This is a genomic window from Mesorhizobium sp. LSJC285A00, assembly GCF_000503155.1.
GTDB lineage: Bacteria > Pseudomonadota > Alphaproteobacteria > Rhizobiales > Rhizobiaceae > Mesorhizobium.
In genome coordinates this window covers 39065-63050 of sequence record NZ_AYVK01000037.1, presented here as the reverse complement: position 1 = coordinate 63050, position 23986 = coordinate 39065, and the positions used below count along the sequence as shown (strand labels likewise).

At 63.0% G+C, this 23986-nt stretch carries 25 protein-coding genes and 1 pseudogene; 19 read left to right on the top strand and 7 right to left on the bottom strand.

What is annotated here, in order from left to right; all coding sequences use genetic code 11:
• Positions 1 to 186: 186 nt before the first annotated feature.
• From hslU to hslV, 4 genes are read right to left on the bottom strand one after another with little or no spacing between them, the layout of a single operon-like run.
• Positions 187 to 1500: an ATP-dependent protease ATPase subunit HslU gene (hslU, locus tag X726_RS144170; RefSeq protein WP_023672325.1), complete on the bottom strand. Its 1314-nt coding sequence runs from the start codon at positions 1498 to 1500 to the stop codon at positions 187 to 189.
• Between the two features lies 1 nt (position 1501).
• Entirely contained in the window at positions 1502 to 2104 is a 603-nt protein-coding gene (locus X726_RS144175) for a DUF2585 domain-containing protein (protein ID WP_023672324.1), read from the bottom strand.
• A 4-nt stretch (positions 2105 to 2108) separates the two neighbouring features.
• Complete coding sequence (locus X726_RS144180) at positions 2109 to 2636, bottom strand: GNAT family N-acetyltransferase (RefSeq protein ID WP_023672323.1); 528 nt, start codon at positions 2634 to 2636, stop codon at positions 2109 to 2111.
• Positions 2626 to 3177, bottom strand: coding sequence for an ATP-dependent protease subunit HslV (gene hslV / locus X726_RS144185; protein ID WP_023672322.1), 552 nt, complete (start codon positions 3175 to 3177; stop codon positions 2626 to 2628). The genes X726_RS144180 and hslV overlap by 11 nt, the downstream gene beginning before the upstream one ends.
• Positions 3178 to 3414: 237 nt before the next feature.
• Here hslV and hisB point away from each other — a divergent pair, with 237 nt between their 5' ends.
• The 12 genes and pseudogenes from hisB (at position 3415) to X726_RS144240 (ending at position 12381) form a co-directional block, all read left to right on the top strand.
• Positions 3415 to 4014 (top strand): imidazoleglycerol-phosphate dehydratase HisB, encoded by a 600-nt coding sequence (hisB, locus tag X726_RS144190; RefSeq protein WP_023672321.1) that lies wholly within the window; start codon positions 3415 to 3417, stop codon positions 4012 to 4014.
• A gap of 4 nt (positions 4015 to 4018) precedes the next feature.
• On the top strand, positions 4019 to 4495 hold the full coding sequence (locus X726_RS144195; RefSeq protein ID WP_023672320.1) for a DUF2628 domain-containing protein: 477 nt from the start codon (positions 4019 to 4021) through the stop codon (positions 4493 to 4495).
• Position 4496: 1 nt separating this feature from the next.
• Positions 4497 to 5147 carry an imidazole glycerol phosphate synthase subunit HisH gene (hisH, locus tag X726_RS144200; protein WP_023672319.1) on the top strand — a complete coding sequence of 217 codons (651 nt, stop codon included), beginning with the start codon at positions 4497 to 4499 and terminating at the stop codon, positions 5145 to 5147.
• 1 nt (position 5148) lies between these two features.
• Positions 5149 to 5439: a DUF1330 domain-containing protein gene (locus tag X726_RS144205; protein ID WP_023672318.1), complete on the top strand. Its 291-nt coding sequence runs from the start codon at positions 5149 to 5151 to the stop codon at positions 5437 to 5439.
• 3 nt (positions 5440 to 5442) lie between these two features.
• Positions 5443 to 6189 carry a 1-(5-phosphoribosyl)-5-[(5-phosphoribosylamino)methylideneamino]imidazole-4-carboxamide isomerase gene (gene hisA / locus X726_RS144210; protein ID WP_023672317.1) on the top strand — a complete coding sequence of 249 codons (747 nt, stop codon included), beginning with the start codon at positions 5443 to 5445 and terminating at the stop codon, positions 6187 to 6189.
• Positions 6186 to 7022: an arginase family protein gene (locus X726_RS144215; RefSeq protein ID WP_023672316.1), complete on the top strand. Its 837-nt coding sequence runs from the start codon at positions 6186 to 6188 to the stop codon at positions 7020 to 7022. The genes hisA and X726_RS144215 overlap by 4 nt, the downstream gene beginning before the upstream one ends.
• Complete coding sequence (gene hisF, locus X726_RS144220) at positions 7019 to 7825, top strand: imidazole glycerol phosphate synthase subunit HisF (protein WP_023672315.1); 807 nt, start codon at positions 7019 to 7021, stop codon at positions 7823 to 7825. Before X726_RS144215 ends, hisF begins: the two co-directional genes overlap by 4 nt.
• A gap of 8 nt (positions 7826 to 7833) precedes the next feature.
• The gene (locus X726_RS144225; RefSeq protein ID WP_023672314.1) at positions 7834 to 8157 is read left to right on the top strand and encodes a phosphoribosyl-ATP diphosphatase; all 324 of its coding nucleotides are present in this window, start codon (positions 7834 to 7836) and stop codon (positions 8155 to 8157) included.
• Between the two features lie 132 nt (positions 8158 to 8289).
• Entirely contained in the window at positions 8290 to 9249 is a 960-nt protein-coding gene (gene coaA, locus X726_RS144230; RefSeq protein WP_023672313.1) for a type I pantothenate kinase, read from the top strand.
• Between the two features lie 75 nt (positions 9250 to 9324).
• Positions 9325 to 10358: pseudogene (locus X726_RS01000000167405) on the top strand (glycosyltransferase family 2 protein).
• A 2-nt stretch (positions 10359 to 10360) separates the two neighbouring features.
• Positions 10361 to 10810: a GtrA family protein gene (locus X726_RS144235; RefSeq protein WP_050588575.1), complete on the top strand. Its 450-nt coding sequence runs from the start codon at positions 10361 to 10363 to the stop codon at positions 10808 to 10810.
• Positions 10807 to 12381: a hypothetical protein gene (locus X726_RS144240; RefSeq protein WP_023672311.1), complete on the top strand. Its 1575-nt coding sequence runs from the start codon at positions 10807 to 10809 to the stop codon at positions 12379 to 12381. Before X726_RS144235 ends, X726_RS144240 begins: the two co-directional genes overlap by 4 nt.
• Here X726_RS144240 and X726_RS144245 read toward each other — a convergent pair.
• From X726_RS144245 to X726_RS144255, 3 genes are all read right to left on the bottom strand, one after another.
• Positions 12344 to 12976: an alpha-ketoglutarate-dependent dioxygenase AlkB gene (locus X726_RS144245; RefSeq protein ID WP_023672310.1), complete on the bottom strand. Its 633-nt coding sequence runs from the start codon at positions 12974 to 12976 to the stop codon at positions 12344 to 12346. The genes X726_RS144240 and X726_RS144245 overlap by 38 nt on opposite strands.
• Before the next feature lie 158 nt (positions 12977 to 13134).
• The gene (arfB, locus tag X726_RS144250) at positions 13135 to 13569 is read right to left on the bottom strand and encodes an alternative ribosome rescue aminoacyl-tRNA hydrolase ArfB (protein ID WP_023672309.1); all 435 of its coding nucleotides are present in this window, start codon (positions 13567 to 13569) and stop codon (positions 13135 to 13137) included.
• A gap of 86 nt (positions 13570 to 13655) precedes the next feature.
• Positions 13656 to 15266, bottom strand: coding sequence for a phosphoenolpyruvate carboxykinase (locus X726_RS144255; protein WP_023672308.1), 1611 nt, complete (start codon positions 15264 to 15266; stop codon positions 13656 to 13658).
• Between the two features lie 346 nt (positions 15267 to 15612).
• Here X726_RS144255 and X726_RS144260 point away from each other — a divergent pair, with 346 nt between their 5' ends.
• The 7 genes from X726_RS144260 to X726_RS144295 all read left to right on the top strand — a co-directional run bounded on the left by X726_RS144260 (position 15613) and on the right by X726_RS144295 (position 23983).
• Positions 15613 to 16314: a response regulator transcription factor gene (locus tag X726_RS144260; protein ID WP_010912942.1), complete on the top strand. Its 702-nt coding sequence runs from the start codon at positions 15613 to 15615 to the stop codon at positions 16312 to 16314.
• 85 nt (positions 16315 to 16399) lie between these two features.
• The gene (locus X726_RS144265; RefSeq protein ID WP_023672307.1) at positions 16400 to 18181 is read left to right on the top strand and encodes a sensor histidine kinase; all 1782 of its coding nucleotides are present in this window, start codon (positions 16400 to 16402) and stop codon (positions 18179 to 18181) included.
• Between the two features lie 12 nt (positions 18182 to 18193).
• Complete coding sequence (locus tag X726_RS144270) at positions 18194 to 18655, top strand: HPr kinase (protein WP_023672306.1); 462 nt, start codon at positions 18194 to 18196, stop codon at positions 18653 to 18655.
• Positions 18656 to 18819: 164 nt separating this feature from the next.
• On the top strand, positions 18820 to 19221 hold the full coding sequence (locus tag X726_RS144275) for a PTS sugar transporter subunit IIA (RefSeq protein ID WP_023672304.1): 402 nt from the start codon (positions 18820 to 18822) through the stop codon (positions 19219 to 19221).
• Positions 19218 to 19508 carry an HPr family phosphocarrier protein gene (locus X726_RS144280; RefSeq protein WP_023672303.1) on the top strand — a complete coding sequence of 97 codons (291 nt, stop codon included), beginning with the start codon at positions 19218 to 19220 and terminating at the stop codon, positions 19506 to 19508. The genes X726_RS144275 and X726_RS144280 overlap by 4 nt, the downstream gene beginning before the upstream one ends.
• Positions 19509 to 19715: 207 nt before the next feature.
• Complete coding sequence (gene ahcY / locus X726_RS144285) at positions 19716 to 21116, top strand: adenosylhomocysteinase (protein WP_023672302.1); 1401 nt, start codon at positions 19716 to 19718, stop codon at positions 21114 to 21116.
• A 302-nt stretch (positions 21117 to 21418) separates the two neighbouring features.
• Positions 21419 to 23983 (top strand): PAS domain-containing sensor histidine kinase, encoded by a 2565-nt coding sequence (locus tag X726_RS144295; protein WP_023672300.1) that lies wholly within the window; start codon positions 21419 to 21421, stop codon positions 23981 to 23983.
• The last annotated feature ends 3 nt before the right edge of the window (positions 23984 to 23986 follow it).

Here is a 23986-nt window from a genome sequence, read left to right as displayed (position 1 = left end):
GCCCGATGATACCATCCGGCCACACATCAAGCTGTTAGCCGGATTGTTGCCTAAGCATCGGCCCAAAGATCGAAACCGATTTTTGGAAAGTCCGATGCATCGATTCAATACTGCTAGAGCGACCTTTGCGTGTCCAAAGGACGCGCGGCGCTCTAATACCGGCGCCGGATGAACCGGCGCCCCCGTTTAAAGGATGAATCGCGACAAATCTGTGTTTCGCGAGAGGTCGCCGACATGCTTTTCCACATAGGCGGCATCGATGGCGACGCTGGTGCCGTTGCGGTCCGGCGCGTCGTAGGAGATCTCGTCCAGCACACGCTCCATCACCGTCTGCAGGCGTCTCGCTCCGATGTTTTCGACGCTAGCGTTGAGGTCGACAGCGATGCCGGCCAGCGAATCGATGGCATCGTCGGTGAAGGTGAGGTCGACGCCTTCGGTCTTCATCAGCGCGATATACTGCTTGATGAGGCTGGCCTCGGTCTCGGTGAGGATGCGAATGAAATCGTCCTTCTCCAGCGCCCGCAACTCGACACGGATCGGCAGGCGGCCCTGCAATTCCGGCAACAGGTCGGACGGCTTGGAGACATGGAAGGCGCCCGAGGCGATGAACAGGATGTGGTCGGTCTTCAACGGTCCGTATTTGGTCGCCACCGTCGTGCCTTCGATCAGCGGCAGCAGGTCGCGCTGCACGCCTTCGCGCGAGACGCCGGCGCCCATGCCGCCTTCGCGCGAGGCGATCTTGTCGATCTCGTCGAGGAAGACGATGCCGTCATTTTCGGTCGCGTCGAGCGCCCGGCGCACCACCTCGTCCTGGTCGAGCAGCTTGTCGGACTCGTCGTTGACCAACAGCGCGTAGGACTCCTTGACCGTCGTCTTGCGCGCCTTGGTCTTCTTGCCACCCATCGCCTTCGACAGCATGTCGTTGATGTTGAGCACGCCGATATTAGCGCCCGGCATGCCGGGGATCTCGAAGCCGGGCATGCCGCCGGTGCCGGTGTCGGCAACCTCGATCTCGATCTCCTTGTCGTCGAGCTCGCCGTCGCGCAGCTTCTTGCGGAAGGAATCGCGGGTCGCCGGGCTCGCCGTCTTGCCGACCAGGGCTTCCAGCACGCGCTCCTCGGCATTGAGGTGCGCGCGCGCCTTCACGTCCTCGCGCATCTTCTCGCGCACCAGGCCGATGGCGATCTCGACCAGGTCGCGGATGATCTGCTCGACATCGCGGCCGACATAGCCGACTTCGGTGAACTTGGTGGCCTCGACCTTGACGAAAGGCGCACCGGCGAGCCGCGCCAGGCGGCGCGAGATCTCGGTCTTGCCGACGCCGGTCGGGCCGATCATCAGGATGTTCTTCGGCATCACCTCTTCGCGCATCTGGCCTTCCAGCTGCTGGCGGCGCCAGCGGTTGCGCAAGGCAATGGCCACGGCGCGCTTGGCGTCCTTCTGGCCGATGATGAAGCGGTCGAGTTCCGAAACGATTTCACGGGGAGAGAAGGTGGTCATATCACTGAATTCCACTTTGCCACTGCTTGATGGACTCGAACGGATGCAGCAGCATGATCACGTTGAGCGTCAGATTGTCCCGGATGAGGTAGCCGACACCCAGTTCGAAGATGAGGGCGAGGCCGACGACCACCCATATAGGTAGCTTTCTGGCCATCACAAACCCCAGCACCATGGCCAGCGTGTCGGACACCGAATTGATGATCGAGTCGCCATAGTAATCCAGCGAAATGGTGCCGGCGCGGTAGCGCTCGATGATGAACGGGCTGTTTTCCAGGAGTTCCCAGCCGCCCTCGATGACAACGGCGAAAGCCAGGCGCAGACCGATTGGCGAGCGCGGGAACAGGAACCAGGCCAAGGCGTAGAACAGGAAGCCGTGGATGATGTGCGAGAACGTGTACCAGTCAGAAATATGCTGGGAATTCTCCGAACTGTTCACCACACCGTGCCAGAGTTTGACGTAACCGCAGGTGCAGATCGGCGTGCGGCCCATGCCGTAAAGCGCCCCGGCCTGGAAGATGAGCAGAGCGAGCACGAGCAGAAGCCCCATCCGCCAGCTGTCTTCGTAGGCCGAGTAATTTTTGGCAGTGCCCGGTGTCGCCATCAACTCATTCCCCTTCTTCCGCGTCGCTCTCTTCGGCATCGACGGCCATCAGCACGACGTCCCCATATCTAGAGTGTCTGCGATCGATAGCCCTGAAGCTCGCTTTTTCATAGGCGCGGATGGCGCGGCCATTGTCGGGATGCGGATCGATGATGACGCGCGGCGCACCTTCCTCGAACAGTTGCTCGACGAATTGCCTGACGATAGCCGAGCCATGACCTTTGCCGACCAGGTCCGGCACGCCGATCGACAGGTCGATGCCGAGCGTGCCGAACGGCTGGTCGGCATAGGGATGGCCATCTTCCAGATGCGGATCGTAGCTCTGCAGATAGGCGATCGGCCTGCCGTCGAGCTCGACGATCAGCGGCTCTACAGAAATTGAGTCAATATGCTCCCGGATTTCGGCGATTTCCGTCTCCGGATCGTCCCACCATTCGGCGACATGCGGCTCGGCCAGCCAGCCGGCGATCATCGGCAGGTCTTTTTCGGTAACCGGTCGAAAATCATAGAGCACCGGCGGGTTAGCCGGCATCGAGCGTTTCGACAACAAAGTTGTTGTTGGTGTAGACGCAAATGTCGGAGGCGATCTGCATCGCCTTGCGGGCGATCTCCTCGGCATCCTTGTCGCTGTCCATCAGCGCGCGGGCAGCGGCCAGCGCATAGTTGCCGCCGGAACCGATGGCCATGACGCCGAATTCGGGCTCCAGCACGTCGCCGGTGCCGGTGAGCGCCAGCGAAACCGACTTGTCGGCCACCAGCATCATTGCTTCCAGCCGGCGCAGATAACGGTCGGTGCGCCAGTCCTTGGCGAGCTCGACGCAGGCGCGCGTCAACTGGTCGGGATATTGTTCGAGCTTGGCTTCCAGCCGCTCCAGAAGGGTGAAAGCATCCGCCGTGGCGCCGGCGAAACCCGCAATGACATTGCCGCCTTTGCCGATGCGGCGCACCTTTTTGGCGTTGCCTTTCATGATGGTCTGGCCAAGGCTGACCTGGCCGTCGCCGGCGATCACCACCTTGTTGCCCTTGCGCACCGTCACGATGGTCGTGGCGTGCATGCTCAGTTCATTCGACATTTTTAGCTCCGATTCGCGCGATCCCGATAAGGCGATTGGCGCGCGGTACGAGTGATTTCGATCGGCCATATGTATGCATGGGGCGGGTGATTGCAAACGGCGTCCGCCATGGCCGGTGGCTGTCCGCATCGCAACTGGCAATCGCCGGATCATGCTGCTAGAAGGCTTTCGTTTTCAAGCAAATGACAGCTTGGAACCCCGTCTTGAGTTTCGAACCCCTCAGCCAAGGACAAGGTCATGGCGTCCCGTTCCGCCGAAGTCAGCCGCAAGACCAAGGAAACCGAGATCAGCGTCTCGGTCCATGTCGACGGCACCGGAAAATCCGACATGTCGAGCGGCGTCGGCTTCTTCGACCACATGCTGGACCAGCTGTCGCGCCACTCGCTGATCGACATCACGGTGAAGGCCAAGGGCGACCTGCACATTGACGACCACCACACGGTCGAGGACACCGGCATTGCGATCGGCCAGGCGCTGGCCAAGGCGCTGGGCGAGCGGCGCGGCATCATGCGCTACGCCTCTGTCGACCTTGCCATGGACGAGACGCTGACGCGGGCCGCGATCGACGTGTCGGGCCGTCCGTTCCTGGTCTGGAATGTCGCCTTCTCGTCGCCCAAGATCGGCACGTTCGACACCGAACTGGTGCGTGAATTCTTCCAGGCGCTGGCGCAGAATGCCGGTATCACGCTGCATGTCACCAATCATTATGGCGCCAACAATCACCATATTGCCGAGACCTGCTTCAAGGCGGTGGCGCGCGCGCTGCGTTTCGCACTGGAGCGCGACCCGCGCCAGCCGGAAGCGGTTCCCTCCACCAAGGGATCTCTGAAAGGGTAGGCTGATGGCCATCTATGTCGTGATGGAACCGCCAGGCCGCACCGAGGCGGCCGACGCAACCGTTTTGGTCCGCGACGGTTTTTCCTGGCTGGCTTTCCTGGTGGCGCCGCTGTGGCTCGCCTGGCACAGGCTGTGGATCGAGGCGGCGCTCGCCTTCGTCGCCATGGGGCTCATCTCGGTGCTCGGCCAATGGCTGGGACTGGACTGGGCCGGCTCCGCACTGTCTTTACTGGTCTCGCTCTATATCGGGCTGGAAGGCCAAGGGCTGCGGATCGCAGCGCTGCGCCGCCGCGGCTGGCATGAATGGGGCGTCGTCGAAGCCGACAATCCTGACGATGCCGACATCCGCCAGACACTGGACGCCCAGGCGCTTGCCGACGAGCCGGCGCCGCTGCCGCGCATCGTGCCGGACGCCAGCCTGGCCCGGCCGACGCAGACCGGGCTGACGCTGGGCCTGAGCCATACGCCGGGAAAAGCCTGAGATGCGGGTTGCCATCATCGATTACGGGTCGGGCAATCTGCGCTCGGCCACCAAGGCCTTCGAGCGCGCCGCGCATGAAGCCGGCATTGCCGCTGCCATCGAGCTGACCGCCGATGCCGAGCGGGTGCGCAGCGCCGACCGAATCGTTTTGCCCGGCGTCGGCGCCTATGCCGATTGCGCGGCGGGCCTGCGCGGCGTCGCCGGCATGTGGGAAGCGGTGGAAGAGGTAGCGATCGCCAAGGCGCGGCCGTTCCTCGGCATCTGCGTCGGCATGCAGCTGATGTCGCAGCGCGGCCTGGAAAAGACCGTGACCAAGGGCTTCGGCTGGATTGCCGGCGACGTCAAGGAGATCACGCCCGCCGATCCGGCACTGAAGATCCCGCAAATCGGCTGGAACACCATCGATCTGGAGCGCAAGCACCCGCTGTTTTCGGGTATTGCGACCGGGCCTAAGGGTCTGCACGCCTATTTCGTTCATTCCTACCATCTCGACGCGACAAGGCCGGACGAAGTGCTGGCCGTCGCCGATTATGGCGGCCCGGTAACGGCGGCGGTCGCGCGCGGTAACCTTGCCGGCACGCAATTCCATCCGGAAAAGAGCCAGGCGCTCGGCCTGGCACTGATCACCAACTTCCTGCGCTGGAGGCCTTGAGATGAGCAAGAAGGGCTACTGGATGGCGATGGTCGATGTGACCGATCCGGAAAACTATCCGAAATACATCGCCGCCAACAAAGCGGCGTTCGACAAATACGGCGCGAAATTCCTGACGCGAGGCGGTCAGTCGTCAAGCCCGGAAGGGCCATCCGGCAATCGCCATGTGATCGTCGAGTTCGAAAGCTACGAGGTCGCGCTGGCTTGCTTCCATTCTCCCGAATACCAGGCAGCGCTGAAATTCCGGCGCGCTTATTCGACCTCGCATTTCGCCATTGTGGAAGGGGTCTGAACGGTGATCCTGTTTCCGGCCATCGACCTCAAGGACGGCAAGTGCGTGCGGCTGAAGCACGGCGATATGGCGACCGCGACCATCTACAATGACGACCCTGCGGCCCAGGCCAAGGCCTTCGAAGAGCAAGGGTTTGAATGGCTGCATGTCGTCGACCTCAACGGCGCCTTCAAGGGCCAGAGCGTCAACAGCGCGGCGGTCGGCGCCATCCTCAAGGCGACGAAAAACCCGGTGCAGCTCGGCGGCGGCATCCGCACGCTGGCGCAGATCGAGGACTGGCTCGACCGCGGGCTGGCCCGCGTCATCCTCGGCACGGTGGCGGTGCGCGATCCCGACCTGGTCCGGGAAGCCTGCAAGGAATTTCCTGGAAAGATCGCCGTGGGCATCGACGCCAAGGGCGGCAAGGTGGCGGTCGAAGGCTGGGCCGAGGCTTCCAGCCTCGGCGTCATCGAACTGGCGCAGAAATTCGAAGGCGCCGGCGTTGCCGCCATCATCTACACCGACATCGACCGAGACGGCGTTCTGACCGGCATCAACTGGGATGCCACGATCGATCTCGCCGACGCGGTCTCGATCCCGGTCATCGCCTCGGGCGGGCTGGCTTCGATCGCCGACATCGTGCGCATGACCATGCCCGACGCGAAGAAACTGGAAGGCGCCATCTCCGGCCGCGCGCTCTATGACGGGCGTATCGACCCGGCCGAGGCGCTTGCGGTGCTGCAGGGCAAGGCGATGGAGACCCGGCCGTGAAAATCTCCATCATCCTGGCATCCTATGACAGTGGCCACTATCACGGCGGCATGGGCCGAGGCCCGGATGCACTTATCGCCGGCGGGCTTGTCGACGCGCTGACGCTCTCCGGGCATGACGTCGTCGTCACCGATATCGGCAGGGTTGGCGACGAACAGCAGCGCGAGATCGCCACCGGCTTTGCCGTGTGCGGTGCCCTCTCCGGCGAGGTCCGCATCGCCATAGACCGCGGCCGGTTTCCCATCGTGCTGGCCGGCAATTGCCTGACATCGGCCGGTGCGGTTGCCGGCGAGGATGCCGATGCGATCATCTGGGCCGACCAGCATGGCGATCTCAACACCCCGGAGACGTCCATCTTCGGCTTTCTCGATGGCATGGCGCTGGCCACGGTTCTCGGCCTGTGCTGGAAGCCGATGGCCTCGGCCATCCCCGGCTTCAGGCCGATCGATCCGGCGCGCTGCGTGCTGGTCAACGCGCGCGATCTCGATCCGGCCGAAACGGAGCTGTTGAAGACGTTGCCGGTCATCCGCACCGAATGCCCGGACTGGGCCACGGCGTGCGGCAGGCTGAAGGCGCCGGATGCGAAGCGGGTGCACCTGCATCTCGATCTCGACGTGCACGACCCCGGGGCGCTGCAGGCCAACCGTTACACCACGCCCGGCGGCCCGGAACCGAAACAGCTGCGCCAGGCTGTCTGCGGCATGGCCGGCCTGCTGCCGATTTCCGGCATCACCATTTCCGCCTACGATCCGGCGTTCGATGCGCAGGCCGAGGTTCCGCCGCTGGTCGGCGAACTGCTCAGCGAGTTGCTGGCGACGATGGAGAAGGGCTGATGCTGAAGGCCCGAGTCATCCCTTGCCTCGACGTCAAGAACGGCCGCGTCGTCAAGGGGGTCAATTTCGTCGACCTCATCGATGCCGGTGATCCGGTCGAGGCGGCCAAAGCCTATGACTCGGCCGGCGCAGACGAGCTTTGCTTTCTCGATATCACCGCGTCGTCCGACAACCGTGAAACCATCTTCGACGTCGTCGCCCGCACCGCCGAACAATGCTTCATGCCGCTGACCGTCGGCGGCGGCGTGCGCCAGGTCGCCGATATCCGCAAACTGTTGCTGGCCGGCGCCGACAAGGTGTCGATCAACACTGCGGCGGTGAAGAATCCCGATTTCGTCGCCGAAGCCGCCGACAAGTTCGGCAACCAGTGTATTGTCGTCGCCATCGACGCCAAGAGGGTGTCGGCGCCGAAAGAGCCCGGCCGCTGGGAGATCTTCACCCATGGCGGCCGCGAAAAGACCGGCATCGATGCGGTCGAGTTCGCGCGAAAAATGGTCGATCGCGGCGCTGGCGAGATTCTTTTGACCTCGATGGACCGCGACGGCACCAAGGCCGGTTACGACATTGCGCTGACCCGCGCGATAGCGGATGCGGTGCGCGCGCCGGTGATCGCGTCGGGCGGCGTCGGCACGCTCGATCATCTGGTCGAGGGCATTCGCGACGGCCATGCCGGCGCCGTGCTCGCCGCCTCGATCTTCCATTTCGGCACTTACACGATTGCCGAAGCCAAGGCGCATATGGCCGAGGCCGGGCTACCGATGCGGCTGGACTACCCGGTTCAATCCACTCCACAAAGGCTGTAGGCTGCGCCATGGCTGAATTTTCGCTGTCCGATCTGGAAACGATCATTGGCGAACGCGCCCGTTCCGGCGACCCGGACTCGTGGACGGCAAAACTGTTCGCCAAAGGCATCGACAAGGCGGCGCAGAAGCTTGGTGAAGAGGCAGTCGAGACCGTCATTGCCGCCGTCAAGGGCGACAAAAATGCCCTCGTTTCCGAAAGTGCCGATCTCATATATCATTGGCTCGTCGTGCTTGGCATGGCCGGCGTTTCGCTGGGCGAGGTGCTGAAGGAGCTTGAGGGCCGTACCGGCCGTTCGGGCGTCACTGAAAAGGCATCCCGGCCGAAAGGCTGACCGCGAGAGCCGGATGATTTCGGGCCGAGGCCTTAAATCTGAATCCGTCTCTAAATTGATAGAGGGAGCATGATGTCGCCCGAAAACCGCTTCACACTTTTCGGCCTCATGCTCTAGAGGGCAGGAAACTCGATGGACCAGCTCGCTCCGACCGAGAAATATTCCCCCTATCGTTTCTTCTCGGCCGAGCAATGGTCGAACTTCCGCGCCGACACGCCGATGACGCTGGGCGAAGACGAGATCAACCGTCTGCGCTCACTGAACGATCCGGTCGACCTGGAAGAAGTCAAGCGCATCTATCTGTCGCTCTCGCGGCTGCTTTCGGCGCATGTCGAGGCCAGCCAGTTGCTGTTTCGCCAGCGCCAGGCCTTCTTCAACGCGCTGGATGTGGTCAAGACACCGTTCATCATCGGCATTGCCGGTTCGGTTGCGGTCGGCAAATCGACCACGGCGCGCGTGCTGAAGGAGCTTCTGGCGCGCTGGCCGTCGAGCCCCAAGGTCGATCTCATCACTACCGACGGGTTCCTGCTGCCCAACAAGGTGTTGCGACGCGACAATCTGATGGAGCGCAAGGGCTTTCCCGACAGCTACGATGTCGGTGCGCTGCTGCGTTTCCTGTCGGGCATCAAGTCGGCCCAGCGCAATGTCCGCGCGCCCGTCTATTCGCATTTGACCTATGACGTCATTCCCGGCGAGTTCGTCACCATCGACCGGCCAGACATTCTGATCTTCGAAGGCATCAACGTTCTGCAACCCGGCAAATTGCCGAAGGACGGCAAGATAGTGCCGTTCCTGTCGGATTTCTTCGATTTCGCCATTTATATCGACGCCGACGAAAAGCTGATCCACCAATGGTACATCGCCCGCTTCATGCGCCTGCGCGAGACGGCCTTCCGCAATCCGGACTCCTTCTTCCACCGCTATTCGCAGCTTTCGGAAGACGCCGCGCGTGCCATTGCGGAAGGCTTGTGGGCCAACATCAACCTGAAAAACCTGCGCGAGAACATCGTGCCGACACGAGCGCGGGCCGACCTCATCCTGCGCAAGGGCGCCAATCATCTGGTCGAGGAAGTGGCGCTCAGGAAACTGTGACGACTGGGTTAACGGCGCCTTAGGCAATCCCGGCTAGTTTTTGCTGCAATTCCAGCGGGTCGGGAGCAAGCGGTGATCAATGCGAGCGATGCCGGGGGCCGCCAAGCCCCGGTCTATTCCCTGGTCATTCCGATCTTTAACGAGGAAGCGGTGCTACCGCTGCTGGTGCGGCGGATCCGCATGCTGCTGGACGCGCTGGACGGCCGTGCCGAAGCGATTTTCATCGACGATGGCAGCCGCGACACCAGCCTCATCTTCCTGCGCGGCATGGTTGCCGAGGACGACCGCTTCCGGCTGATCGAGCTGTCGCGCAATTTCGGCCACCAGATCGCCATCACGGCCGGCATGGATGCTGCCGCCGGGGACGCCGTCATCGTCATGGATGCCGACCTGCAGGACCCGCCGGAGGTGGTGCTCGATCTCGTCGCCAAGTGGAAAGAGNCTACGAGATCGTCTATGCGCGGCGCATCCGGCGCGAGGGCGAAACCTGGTTCAAGCGGGTCAGCGCCAATCTGTTCTATCGCGCGCTCGAGCAGATGACCTCCGTCAGCATTCCGCGCGATGTCGGCGATTTCCGCCTCGTCGGCCGCAAGGCGCTCGAGACTTTCAAACGCATGCCCGAGCGTGACCGCTTCGTGCGCGGCATGTTCGGCTGGATGGGTTTCAAGCAGACCGCCGTGCCGTTCGAGAGGCCGACGCGGGCAGCAGGCGAAACCAAATATCCGTTCTGGAAGATGGTGCGGCTGGCCGTGCACGGTATCATCAGCTTTTCCGACAAGCCGCTGCGGCTGGCGCTGTGGGCGGGTCTGGCCATTTCCGGTCTCGCCGCCCTGCTTGGGCTCTACGCGGTGTTTTCCTGGCTTTTTGTCAGCGGCGTCGTCCATGGCTGGACATCGACGGTGGTGATCATTTCCTTCTTGTCGGGCATCAATCTGCTGATGACCGGCGTCATCGGCCTTTATGTTGGCGGCATTCATGCCGAGGTGAAACGGCGGCCGCTTTACGTCGTCGACCGGCTGACCGGCTTCGAGGAAGCGATCGCCGCGATCAGCAATTCCCAGGCGTCGAAAAAGACGCCGCCCGCGACGCACGAACGCCGGTTCGGTTGACTGTGCGCCAGGCGGTCAACGATCCTTTGCCCGGCTACCGGTTCTGGTCATGGGCCATGGGCCGTTCGGAGCCGGCGCGAATCCTGCGGTTTGCTACAATCGGCGGCGTATCGACCCTGATCTACGCCGTGCTGACCTTGGCCCTTTCGGCTCTGCATGGCTTTGGCAGGCCTGCGACAATCGCCTCGGTCGCTGGCTATGGCGCCGGCGCGGTGTTCTCCTATTGCGGGCATCGCTTCGTGACGTTCATGTCGGACGGCTCGATTGGCTTCGAGATCGTCCGCTTCGCCTGCGCCACGGCGATCGGGTTTCTGCTCTCGGTCGGGCTGGCCATGATCCTTACCGACGTAGCTGGACTGCCGCCACTTGTGCCGGTGGCAATCGCTTCCATCCTGGTTCCGGTCCTGAACTTCATTATCCTGCGCAAATTCGTCTTCGTGGCGGCCCGATGAGTACGGAGATCCGCACTTCGCTCATCGCGAGATCCGCCCTGACTTCGGCCCAGGGCAGCTCGCGAACGCTGCCACCGACCATGGTCATCTGCCTGCTCGTGCTGGTGGCGGCCGTGCCCTGGCAGATGCGCTGGGGCGTCATACCCGACACCAGTTGGGCAATCACCATGTCCGAGAAGGTGCTTGCCGGCTCACGGCTCTATGTGGATCTCTTCGAGGTCAATCCGCCGTTCACGCCGTGGATGTTCATGCCGGCCGTGGCCTTGGCGCACGCTCTCGGCATTTCGCCGGAAGTCGTCATTCATCTCTATGCCTATACGATCTGCCTGCTGGGTCTCGGCATTGCCGCGCGGATCGCTAGATTGGCCGGCTTTGCCGAGAACCATGTGCTGTTCTCGATGCTGCCGCTGTTTCTGGCACTGCTGATCATTCTTCCGGGCAACGCTTTCAGCGAGCGGGAACATCTGGGCATCGCCCTGTTTCTGCCGTTGCTGGTGTTGATGGCTTGGCGCGCCGCGCCGACGGAAGGGCGCACGCCGAGCTTGTCGATAGCGGCATTGGCCGGCCTTTGTGGCAGCGTCCTGGTGCTGGTGAAACCCTATTATGCGCTGATGGTGCTGGTTCCGGCGCTGTACGTGGCCTTTCAGCGCCGGTCGATCTGGTCGCTCTTCCGCATCGAATACTGGGTAATCGGCTTGGTCTGCGTCGCCTATCTCGTCGCCGTGCTGTACTTTTATCCAGAGTTCCTCAACACCATCTATCCGGTGCTGACCGACACCTATATGCGGCTGCGGGTGGTGCAAGCGCTGTTGGTCAAGTATGCACCAGCCTATCTCGTCGCTCTCTACATGTTACACTGGCTTCGGCCAGGCCTCTCCCTGTCGCCGATGATCGTGGTGTTCGTCCTGGCGTCATTGGCCGCCACCGTGCCTCTCGTCTACCAGGCCAAGGGCTGGCCTTATCATGCATTCCCGGCGATCAGCCTGATAGCGGCGGCGTTGCTGCTCAGAGCCATCCAGATTGACCCGGCGAGGCAATCGCTATCGGGCATGGGGCTGGCGCGGATGCTTTTGCTTGCCGCCACCATTTTGGCCAATGCTGTCCCCTTCTGGCCCAGCCAGAAGCCCAGCGCCGATTTCGTCGCGACGATAAATGCCGCGGTAGACCATCCGAAGGTCGCGCTCATAGGTTCGGACATTGCGGCGGGCCATCCGCTGACGCGAATGGTCGGCGGGAGCTGGATCTCGACGTACTGCAGCGATTGGCTCGGGGGATTTGCTACCTATTTCGCGAAGGTCGAGGCGCAAAGCGGCAACGAGGCGGGGGCCGAACACTACAAGCGGATCACCGATCGCTACATCGATGACAAGCTTGCCCAACTCGAAACCAACCAGCCATCGCTGGTCATTGTGCAGAAGGAGGACATCTTGTGGCTGACCGAGCTTTCCGGCCGGCAGGATTTCGTCCGCTTCATGCAACACTATCGCCAGATCGCGGAGGACGATACGTTGAGGGTCCTTGTTCGCGACGACTTTAGCCGGGCTCCGTCACCCGCCGCAGCGTCAGATTGATCCGGCCGCCATTTTTCAGCAGCGCCGAGGTCGACGGATAGATGCGGTCGACGCCGTGGAAGCAGAGCCGGCCTTCGCCGCCGAGCACGACGACGTCGCCGCTTTTCAGGCGGAACGATTTGGTACCGCCGTCGCGTGTGGCCCCCCTGCCCGTCACTTGGCCGACCCGGAACAGGCAATCATCGCCAAGTGACACCGAGACCACTGGGGCCGAGAAATCGGCTTCGTCGCGATCCTGGTGCAGACCCATTTTGGCGTCCTGCGTATAGAAATTGACCAGGCAGGCCTCCGGCGGATTCGGATAGGCGGCGACCTCCCGCCACAATTGCAGCAGCGCGTCCGGGATCGGCGGCCATGGCTCTCCGGTGAGTGGGTGCGTTGGCTGGTAGCGATAGCCCAGCTCCTTGTCGGTGACCCAGCCGAGCGTGCCGCAATTGGTCATGCGCACGCTCATCTCCTTGCCGGTCCGCGGCATCGCCGGCACGTACAGCGGCGCCCGCTGTACAATGGTCCTCACCTCTTCGACCAGCGCTTCCTGCGCCGCGCGGGACAGATAACCAGGCATGTGGCGGACGCCTTTGGGCAGAACGAGCATGACTTCGCCTCCGGTTGATACTGAAACCATGCCACCGCCAATCAGAAACAGCGACCCGAAAGCCACCGTTGTCGGCCTCCCTTTCTGTGGCAATGGTGAAACCTTGCGTCTGCGGTTCCGAAGGGGAGGCCGCTTTATGCACGCAGTCGGCGCGGTCCTTAGTCGTTCTCTACCCGGCCGCGCAGCTTTTTGATCGTGCCGCGCCCTGCCTTGCTTTGCAGCCGCCGCTCCACCGAGCCTTTCGACGGCCTGGTCTTCTTGCGCGGCGGCGGCGGCGGTTCCGCGGCCTTGGCGACCAGCGCCGTCAGCCTTGCCCGGGCATCGGCCCGGTTCTGCTCCTGGGTGCGGAAGCGGCCGGCCTCGATGACGATGACGCCGTCCTTGGTGGCGCGCTGGCCGGCGAGCTTGATCGTGCGCGCGCGCACGCGTTCGGACAGGCCAGCCGCATTGGCGGCGTCGAAGCGCAACTGGACGGCGGTCGCCACCTTGTTGACGTTCTGCCCGCCGGGACCCGACGAGCGGATGAAATCCTCGTGCAGGTCGCCCGGATGGATTACGGCTTCGTCTGATATGATGATGTCGTCGATCGGCATGCCGCAGTCATGGCGCGGCGGACCAAAAAAGAAAAGGCCCGATCGAGACCGCGCCTTTCAAGGATGCTTCGGTGAAGATGCCTGGACTATTCCGCAGCTTCCTGCAGGCGGGGTGCTGCGCCGAGCACGACGGCATCGACATGGCTCTCGAATTTCTCGAAGTTGACGGCGAACATGCCGACCAATCGCGCTGCCTGCCGGTCATAGGCTGCCTTGTCGGCCCAGGTCGAACGCGGGTCGAGAATGGCGCTGTCGACGCCAGGCACAGCAACCGGCACCTCGAAGCCGAAATTGGCGTCGGTGCGGAAACCGGACGCCTTCAACGAACCGTCAAGCGCTGCGGCCAGCAAGGCGCGCGTCGCCTTGATTGGCATGCGCTTGCCGGTGCCGTAGGCGCCGCCGGTCCAGCCGGTGTTGACCAGCCAGCAATCGGCGCCGTGGCGGGCGATCAGCTCGCGCAGCAGATTGCCGTATTCCTTGGGGTGGCGCGGCATGAACGGGGCGCCGAAGCAGGTCGAGAAGGTCGCTTCCGGCTCGGTAACGCCCTTCTCGGTGCCGGCCACCTTGGCGGTGTAGCCGGAGAGGAAGTGGTACATCGCCTGCGCCGGGGTCAGCCGTGCGATCGGCGGCATGATGCCGAAGGCATCGGCGGTCAGCATGATGATGTTTTTCGGGTGGCTGGCCCGTCCGCTCTTCGAGGCATTGGGGATGAAATCCAGCGGATAGGCGCAGCGCGTGTTTTCGGTGAGCCGGCCGTCGTTGAAGTCCGGCACGCGGTCGGCGTCGAGCACGACATTTTCCAGCACCGTGCCGAAGCGCTGCGTGGTGGCGAAAATCTCCGGCTCGGCCTCGGCCGACAGCCGGATCGTCTTGGCGTAGCAGCCGCCTTCGAAGTTGAAGATGCCGTGCGGTCCCCAGCCGTGCTCGTCGTCGCCGATGAGCGTACGTGACGGATCGGCCGACAGCGTCGTCTTGCCCGTCCCGGAAAGCCCGAAGAAGATCGCTGCGTCGCCGCCCGGGCCCTCATTGGCCGAGCAGTGCATCGGCATGACGCCCTTTTCCGGCAGCAGATAGTTGAGCATGGTGAACACCGATTTCTTCATCTCGCCGGCATAGGAAGTGCCGCCGATGAGCACGATCTTGCGGGTGAGATCGACCGCAATCACCGTTTCGGTGCGGCTGCCGTGGCGGGCCGGATCGGCGCGGAAGGACGGCAGGTCGATGATCGTCATCTCCGGCACGAAATCCTCGAGCTCGGCGGCCTGCGGGCGGATCAAAAGATTGCGGATGAACAGCGAGTGCCAGGCGAATTCGGTGATGACCCGCGTCGGCAGCTTCAGCTCGGCATCGGCGCCGCCGACGAGGTCCTGCACATAGAGATCGCTATTCGCGGCGTGGACAAGGAAATCGGCGAGCAGCATTTCGAACTGGCCCGCCGAAATCGCCTTGTTGTTGTCCCACCAGACATGGGGCTCGGTGGCGCCATCGCGGACGACAAACTTGTCCTTGGGCGAGCGGCCAGTGTGCTGGCCGGTCTCGGCAAGCAGCGCGCCGCCGGCGGTCAACCGGGCCTCGCCACGACGGATCGCTGCCTCATAAAGGGCGGCCGCACCAAAATTATAATGCACCGTGCCGGTGGTTTTCAGGCCGATACGATCGATCGCGCAAGCAGAATTGCGTTTGCCGACTTCCGACATCAAGGGTCCCTTCTTCTGGATTCGCCGCACTTTGCCGGCGCGTTTCCGGCGAGCCCGCGTTAGGGGCTGAGACGGTGAGAACCAGAAAACTCGAATGATATCAAATCATTAATCGATTTAAAAATTTTGAAAGTTGTTTAAATCGTTTATATGTGCAAAAAATCACGGTGGTTGCCCAAAGGATTGGCACACAGTGTTCGTCCAACCCGTGTAGAGGTTCCGATGGGGCCGCCGGCAAGCCGTCCGCGACAGCGGGTGGAGCCTGTGCCACATTTTGTACCTAATTTGTCCTGCAAAAGCCCCTTCTCTAAGACAGAAGGGACAGCTCATGAGGGAGCCGCTTGAAATGGCAACAATCGCGCTTGTCGATGACGACCGCAACATTCTGACATCGGTGTCGATCGCCCTCGAGTCCGAGGGGTATCGCGTCGAGACCTACACGGATGGTGCGTCGGCGCTGGAAGGCCTGGCGGCGCGGCCGCCGAATCTCGCCATCCTCGACATCAAGATGCCGCGCATGGACGGCATGGAGCTGTTGCGCCGGATGCGGCAGAAGTCCGACCTGCCGGTGATCTTCCTGACCTCGAAGGACGATGAGATCGATGAGCTTTTCGGCCTCAAGATGGGCGCCGACGATTTCATCCGCAAACCGTTCTCGCAGCGCCTGCTGGTCGAGCGGGTGCGCGCCGTGCTGCGCCGCGCCAGCGCCCGCGAAGCTGCGGCAAAGGCGCCCAGCCAGCAGGCCCGTTCGCTGGAACGCGGCCAGCTGGTCATGGACCAGGAACGCCATACCTGCACCTGGAAGGGCGAGCCGGTGACGCTGACGGTCACCGAATTTCTCATCCTGCACTCGTTGGCGCAGCGCCCAGGCGTGGTAAAAAGCCGTGATGCGCTGATGGATTCCGCCTATGATGAGCAGGTCTATGTCGACGACCGCACCATCGATAGCCACATCAAGCGGCTGCGCAAGAAGTTCAAGGCCGTCGATGACGACTTCGAAATGATCGAAACCCTTTACGGAGTCGGATACCGGTTCCGCGAAGCTTGAGTTGATGCATGTCGCCCAAAAGTGGTCGCGGTTTTTGGGACGACGACATGCATAAAACCAAAGACTAGGCGGGAGCTGCTATTCGATGGCAGTGGATGTACAGCGGAGCAGACGAACGAGCGCTGTCAGGCGGTCGCGGATTCTGCCCGCATTCCTGTCGAGGTTGACGGTGCCGATGCGCCGCTTCCTCGGCCACCACATCTTTTCCAGCCTGACCCGGCGCATCCTGTTCCTCAACCTGGCCGGCCTCGCCGTGCTGGTCACCGGCATCCTCTATCTCAACACCTTCCGCGACGGGCTGATCGACGCCCGCGTCGAAAGCCTGATGACGCAGGGCGAGATCATCGCCGGCGCCATTGCCGCGTCGGCGACGGTCGAGACCGATTCGATCAGCATCGATCCGGAAAAACTGCTCGAACTGCAGGCCGGTGAAAGCCTGGGGCCGGGCTCCGACCAGCTCGACAATCTGGATTTCCCGATCAATCCCGAGCGCGTCGCGCCGGTGCTGCGGCGGCTGATTTCGCCGACGCGCACCCGGGCCCGCATCTATGACCGCGACGCCAATCTGCTGCTCGATTCGCGCCATCTCTATTCGCGCGGCCAAATCCTGCGCTACGACCTGCCGCCGGTCGAGGACGAGCAGCCGGATATGCTGGAGCGCGTGCAGAAATTCGTCTTCGACTTCTTCCGCAACAAGGACCTGCCCGTCTACCATGAGCAGCCGGGCGGCAACGGTGCGGCCTTCCCGGAAGTGGTCAAGGCGCTGACCGGCAGTCCATCGACGATCGTGCGGGTGAGCGAACAGGGCGAGCAGATCGTTTCGGTGGCGGTGCCGATCCAGCGCTTCCGTGCCGTTCTCGGCGTGCTGATGCTGTCGACGGAAGGCGGCGACATCGACAAGATCGTCGCCGCCGAACGCAAGGCTATTTTGCGCGTGTTCGGCATCGCCGCCCTGGTCACCGCCATCCTGTCGATGCTGCTCGCATCCACCATCGCCAATCCGCTGCGCCGGCTATCGGCGGCGGCAGTGCGGGTGCGGCGCGGCGTCAAGAGCCGCGAGGAGATCCCCGACTTTTCCGACCGCCAGGACGAGATCGGCAATTTGTCGGTCGCGGTGCGCGATATGACCAATGCGCTCTATGCCCGCATCGAGGCGATCGAAAGCTTCGCCGCCGATGTCTCGCACGAACTGAAGAACCCGCTGACGTCGCTGCGCAGCGCGGTGGAGACCTTGCCGCTGGCCAAGAACGACAATTCACGCGGCAGGCTGATGGAGATCATCCAGCACGATGTCCGGCGTCTCGACCGGCTGATCACCGACATTTCCGATGCCTCGCGCCTAGACGCCGAACTGGCGCGTGAGGATGCCGCCACGGTCGATTTGAAGAAATTCATCACCGATCTCGTCGCCGTGTCGCGCGAAGCGACGCGCAACAAAAAGGCTGTCGAGATCGAATTCAAGGCCGCCAAGCTGCCGCAAGGCGTCAAAGGCTATTTCGTCACCGGCCATGATCTCAGGATCGGCCAGGTCATCACCAATCTGATCGAGAATGCCCGCTCCTTCGTGCCGGAGGACCACGGCCATATCGCCATTTCCCTGGCACGCTCGGGCAAGGTCAACATCGTCACCGTCGACGACAACGGCCCCGGAATCCGCGCCGACGCCATCGACCGCATCTTCGAGCGCTTCTACACCGACCGCCCGGCCGGCGAGGCGTTCGGCCAGAATTCGGGGCTTGGCCTGTCGATATCCAGGCAGATCGTCGAAGCCCATGGCGGCACGCTGACCGCCGAGAACATCCCCGGCACCAAGCCCGGCGACATCAAGGGCGCGCGCTTCGTCGTTACGCTGCCGGCAGAAGGCTGATCGCGGCTGCGCATGCCCGATCCCACCGCGGAACCCGAGAACATCCATGCCACCGCAGTCCTGATTGGCGAGCGGGGCGTCCTGATCACCGGGCCGTCCGGCTCGGGCAAGACAACGCTGGCGCTGGCGCTCATCGACCATTTCAGCCGGCTCGGGCTGTTTGCGCGGCTGATCGGCGACGACCAGCTGTTTGTCGCGGCGCGTTTCGGGCGGCTGGTCTGCCATGCGCCCGCCAGCATTGCCGGCCTCGCAGAGGTGCCCGGGCTTGGTCCGAAGCCGCTTTTGTTCCAACCTGTGGGGGTCATCGACCTTACGATCCAGCTGGTTGCCGCAAACGCTGTGGAGCGTTTCCAGGAAGAGTCGAGCGCGACCATTGCCGGCTGTGTGGTGCCGCGCATCGACCTCGTTCAGCGCAACGTCACTGCGGCTTTGCCGGCGGTAATGGCGCGGCTGGCGATTGCGCCTTTCGTATGATCCGCCGCCGGTTTTTTGCTGCAATGCGTCAAATTGGCCATGGCCGACGCAATTTTGGGCTTGTCAACGCGCCGCGCGTCGACAAGATAGCGCTCCCGCCGCCTGGGATGGCCGGCGAGCATAAAAAGCGCCTGTGAAGCGGCGATGACGGGAGCCACCATAGAATGATCGGACTCGTGCTTGTAACGCACGGTCAACTGGCCGCCGAGTTCCGCCATGCCGTGGAACATGTCGTGGGGCCACAAGACAATTTCGAAACCGTGGCAATCGGCGCCGATGACGATATGGAGCAGCGTCGGCGCGATATCGTCGACGCCGTCGGCCGCGTCGACACCGGGACCGGCGTCATCGTTCTGACCGATATGTTCGGAGGCACGCCTTCCAACCTCGCCATTTCGGTGATGGAATCCGGTCGCACCGAGGTCATCGCCGGCATGAACCTGCCGATGCTGATCAAGCTGTCGTCGATCCGCAAGGGCGACAACATGGCGACCGCGCTCGACGAGGCGCAGGCCGCGGGGCGCAAATACATCAACGTCGCAAGTCAGCTGCTGAGCAGCAAATGAACGCGCTGTCGCCCGGTGAGATCGTGCGCGAGTTCCCGATCGTCAACCAGCGCGGCCTGCATGCGCGCGCCTCGGCGAAGTTCGTCCAGGTCGCCAGCGGCTTCGACGCCACCGTCCATGTCGAGAAGGATGGTCTCAAGGTCGGCGGCACCTCGATCATGGGGCTGATGATGCTGGCGGCGAGCCCCGGTTATTCGATCCGCGTCACCGCCAGCGGCGCTGAAGCCGCAGCGGCGATGGACGCGCTGGAGCAGCTGGTCGCCTCGCGCTTCGGCGAAGAGTGCTGAAGTTTTTGCTTTGAACGCCGTTGTCCCAAAACCGCGGGATACTTTTGGGCGGCATGCATCCCCGTAAAACACATACGCGCATAAAGATTTCTTTATATCCCATTGTCGTCTTGGCGGCGATCTGCTAGTCAGGCCGGCATTCCGCGCCCTTCGACGCGCCGTGTGGCGCAGGCGCATTCTGAAGACAAATCACACCGGAGCACTGCCATGACAGGTAGCAATGACTATGTGGTCGCCGACATCTCGCTTGCCGGCTGGGGCCGCAAGGAACTCGATATCGCCGAAACCGAAATGCCGGGCCTGATGGCCTGCCGCGAGGAATTCGGCGACAAGAAGCCGTTGAAAGGTGCGCGCATCACCGGCTCGCTGCACATGACCATCCAGACTGCGGTGCTGATCGAGACGCTGAAGGCGCTTGGCGCCGATATCCGCTGGGCCTCGTGCAACATCTTCTCGACCCAGGACCATGCGGCCGCAGCCATCGCCGAGGCCGGCATCCCGGTGTTCGCCGTCAAGGGCGAGTCGCTCGAGGAGTATTGGGACTATACCGACAGGATCTTCCAGTGGGCCGATGGGGGCCTCTCCAACATGATCCTCGACGATGGCGGCGACGCCACCATGTACATACTGATCGGCGCCCGCGCCGAGGCCGGCGAGGACGTGCTGTCCAACCCGCAGAGCGAGGAAGAGGAATACTTCTACGCCCAGGTCAAGAAGCGCCTGAAGGCCTCACCCGGCTTCTTCACCAAGCAGAAGGAAGCCATTCGCGGAGTCACCGAAGAGACGACGACGGGCGTCAACCGGCTCTACCAGCTGCAGAAGAAGGGCCTGCTGCCCTTCCCGGCGATCAACGTCAACGACTCGGTCACCAAGTCGAAGTTCGACAACAAATATGGCTGCAAGGAATCGCTGGTCGACGGCATCCGCCGCGGCACCGACACCATGATGGCCGGCAAGGTTGCGGTCGTCTGCGGCTATGGCGACGTCGGCAAGGGCTCGTCGGCTTCGCTCAAGGGCGCCGGCGCCCGCGTCAAGGTCACCGAAGTCGATCCGATCTGCGCGCTGCAAGCGGCGATGGACGGCTTTGAAGTCGTCACGCTGGAAGATGCCGCACCGACCGCCGACATCGTCATCACCACCACCGGCAACAAGGATGTCGTCACCCTCGACCACATGCGCTCGATGAAGGACATGGTGATCGTCGGCAATATCGGCCACTTCGACAATGAGATCCAGGTCGCGTCGCTGCGCAACCTGCAATGGACCAACGTCAAGCCGCAGGTCGACATGATAACCTTCCCGGACGGCAAGCGGATGATCCTGCTGTCCGAGGGGCGCCTGCTCAACCTCGGCAACGCGACCGGTCATCCGAGCTTCGTGATGTCGGCTTCGTTCACCAATCAGGTGCTGGCGCAGATCGAACTCTACACCAAGCCCGGCCAGTACCAGAACCAGGTCTATGTGCTGCCCAAGCACCTCGACGAGAAGGTGGCGCGTCTGCATCTCGGCAAGCTTGGAGCCCGCCTAACCGAACTGTCCGGCGAACAGGCCGCCTATATCGGCGTGACCCCGCAGGGTCCGTTCAAGCCGGAACACTACCGCTATTAACAAAAGCAGCGTTTACCACTAGATATTGAAGCCGGGCGATTGACTTTTCGCCCGGCTTCTTTTTTGCGCGGATGATTCTTCACGCCGATTCCAGCACGCGCTATTGTGCTGATTCGTGGGCCGGGGACGAGGGCCGGCTAACGCATCGAGAGCATGATTCGAACCGAAGGACCGCGTCAGCGAAAAGTGGGAAGCGGTTTTCGGAAAAGATCATGCTCTTCAAGAGAGAGTTAGGTCAGAAGGGCGTTTCCATGATCCTGATCTAGGCGGTCTTGCATTCAGGCGGCGAAGAGGACCAAGGCATGCCGGGGGAAAACCCGCCTCGCGCGGGATCGGCCGTTTCCGGCGGCCATGACGATTCCGATAGCAATGGCTCCGTCACGACAGGCGGTGGCCTGAAGAGGCGCGTTGGCGCCCGCACCGCCGGCTTTCTTGCCACCTCAGCTCTTGCCGGCCCGCTCACCTCGTTTGCCGCCCATGCCGAGCCGGCCATTGCGCAGAAGGCCGGACTGTCGGTCAGCGCGGTCGAAGTCATCCAGCTCGCCATGTTCGTCGGGGTCATGGGCGCGGCACTGGTCTCGGCCATCTTCCTGATCCGCGAAAGAGCCCGCACCTCGGCGCAGAATGTCGAACTCAGAGCCCGCATTGCCGACATCAATGCGGCGCTGCAGCGCTCCGAGGCGCTGCTCAATCTGCGTGACCAGCGCGTCATCGTCTGGGCGTCGGAGAACAAGAAGCCGGAGCTGATCGGCACGCTGCCGCTGGAAAGCGGTGCGCCGGACGACCGTGCAGCCTTCCTCGCCTTCGGCCGCTGGCTGATGCCGCGCTCGGCGGCGGCGCTCGAAAATGCCGTCGCTGGTCTGCGCGAGAAAGCGAAACCCTTTGATCTCGTGATCGAATCGCAGGCCGGGGCGCCGCTTGAAGTGCATGGCCGCAAGAGCGCCGCGCATGTGCTGGTGCGCTTCGTCTCGCTGTCGGAAACTCAGAGGAGCCAAGCCAGGCTGAAGATCGAGAACCAGCGGCTGGCCGCCGACTACGAGACCATGATCGGCCTGCTCGACGCCTTGCCGATGCCGGCCTGGCTGCGCGCCACCGACGGGCGGCTGAAATGGGTCAACCGTGCCTATGCCGGAGCGGTTGAGGCACCGAACGCCGAGACCGCGGTGCGCGAAGCCAAGGAATTCCTCGGCGCCCAGGCGCGCGAACAGATCGCCGCGCAGCACAAATCGCGCCCAATCTTCGAACAAACGCTGTCGACAGTGATCGAGGGCGACCGCCGCGTGTTCGCCGTCACCGACTTCGCCGGTGCCGACGGCTCGGCCGGCCTTGCCTGCGACACCAGCGCCACCGAAACCATTCGCGGCGAATATGAGCGCACGGTGCGCAGCCATGCCGACACGCTCGACCAGCTCAACACGGCGGTGGCGATCTTCGATGCCAACGAGAAGTTGCGCTTCTTCAACCAGGCGTTCCAGAAACTGTGGGGGCTGGACCCGGGCTTCCTGCACAGCGCGCCCGACAATGCGCTGCTGCTCGACCGGCTGCGCAGCGAAGGCAAGATCGCCGAGCAGCCGGAATGGCGGCGCTGGAAAGAAGGCCTGCTTGGTGCCTACCGCGCGGTGGAATCGCAAGAGCATTGGTGGCATCTGCCCGACGGCAAGACCATCCGCGTGGTGGCCAACCCGCAGCCGAAGGGCGGCGTGACCTGGGTGTTCGAGAACCTGACCGAGAAGATGGACCTCGAAAGCCGCTACCAGACGGCGGTGCGGGTCCAGGGCGAAACGCTCGACAATCTGGCCGAAGGCGTCGCCGTGTTCGGTCCCGATGGGCGGCTGCGCCTGTCGAACCCGGCCTTTGTCGCGCTGTGGGGACTGAGCCAGGATGTGATCAAGCCCAACGTCCATGTCTCGGCGATCCGCGATCTCAGCGACCAGCGCGCCGTCGACAGCCCGTGGGGCGGGTTCGTCGCCGCCATCACCGGTTTCGACGACGAGCGCCGCGACCGCCATGGCCAGACCGAACTGAAGAACGGCACAGTGCTCAGCTACGCCGTCATCCCGCTGCCCAACGGCCAGGTGATGATGACCTTTGTGGACGTCACCGACAGCGTCAATGTCGAGCGCGCGCTGAAGGACAAGAACGAAGCGCTGCAGAAATCCGACCAGCTGAAGAACGAGTTCGTGCAGCATGTCTCCTACGAGCTGCGCTCGCCGCTGACCAACATCATCGGCTTCACCGAGCTTCTGTCGCTGCCGGCGACCGGGCCGCTCAGCCCAAAGCAGCGCGAATATGTCGAGCATGTCGGCTCGTCATCCTCGGTGCTGCTCACCATCGTCAACGACATACTCGACCTCGCCACCGTCGACGCCGGCATCATGCAGCTCGACATTTCGGAAGTAAGCGTCGAGCGCACCATCGAGGCCGCGGCCGAACTGGTCGCCGACCGGCTGCAAGAGCATTCGATCAAGCTCCGGATCGACGCCGCTGCGGCGCCGAAGAGTTTTCACGGCGACGAGACCCGGGTTCGCCAGATCCTCTACAATCTGCTCAGCAACGCCGCCAATTACGCGCCGGAGGCGAGCACTATCACGCTTGCCTGCCGGCATTTGGAGCAAGGTGTGGAATTCTCCGTCCATGACAACGGCCCCGGCATGCCGCCGGACCTGCTCGATTCGGTGTTCCGCCGCTTCGAGCCGCGCACCAATGGCGGGCGCCGGCGCGGTGCGGGCTTAGGCCTGTCGATCGTCAAGAGCTTTGTCGAGCTGCACGGCGGCAGCGTGCGCATCGAGACTGGCAAGGACAAGGGCACCACCGTCATCTGCACCTTCCCCGATGCACCGTCGGGCATCCGCGCCGCGGCCGAGTAGCGC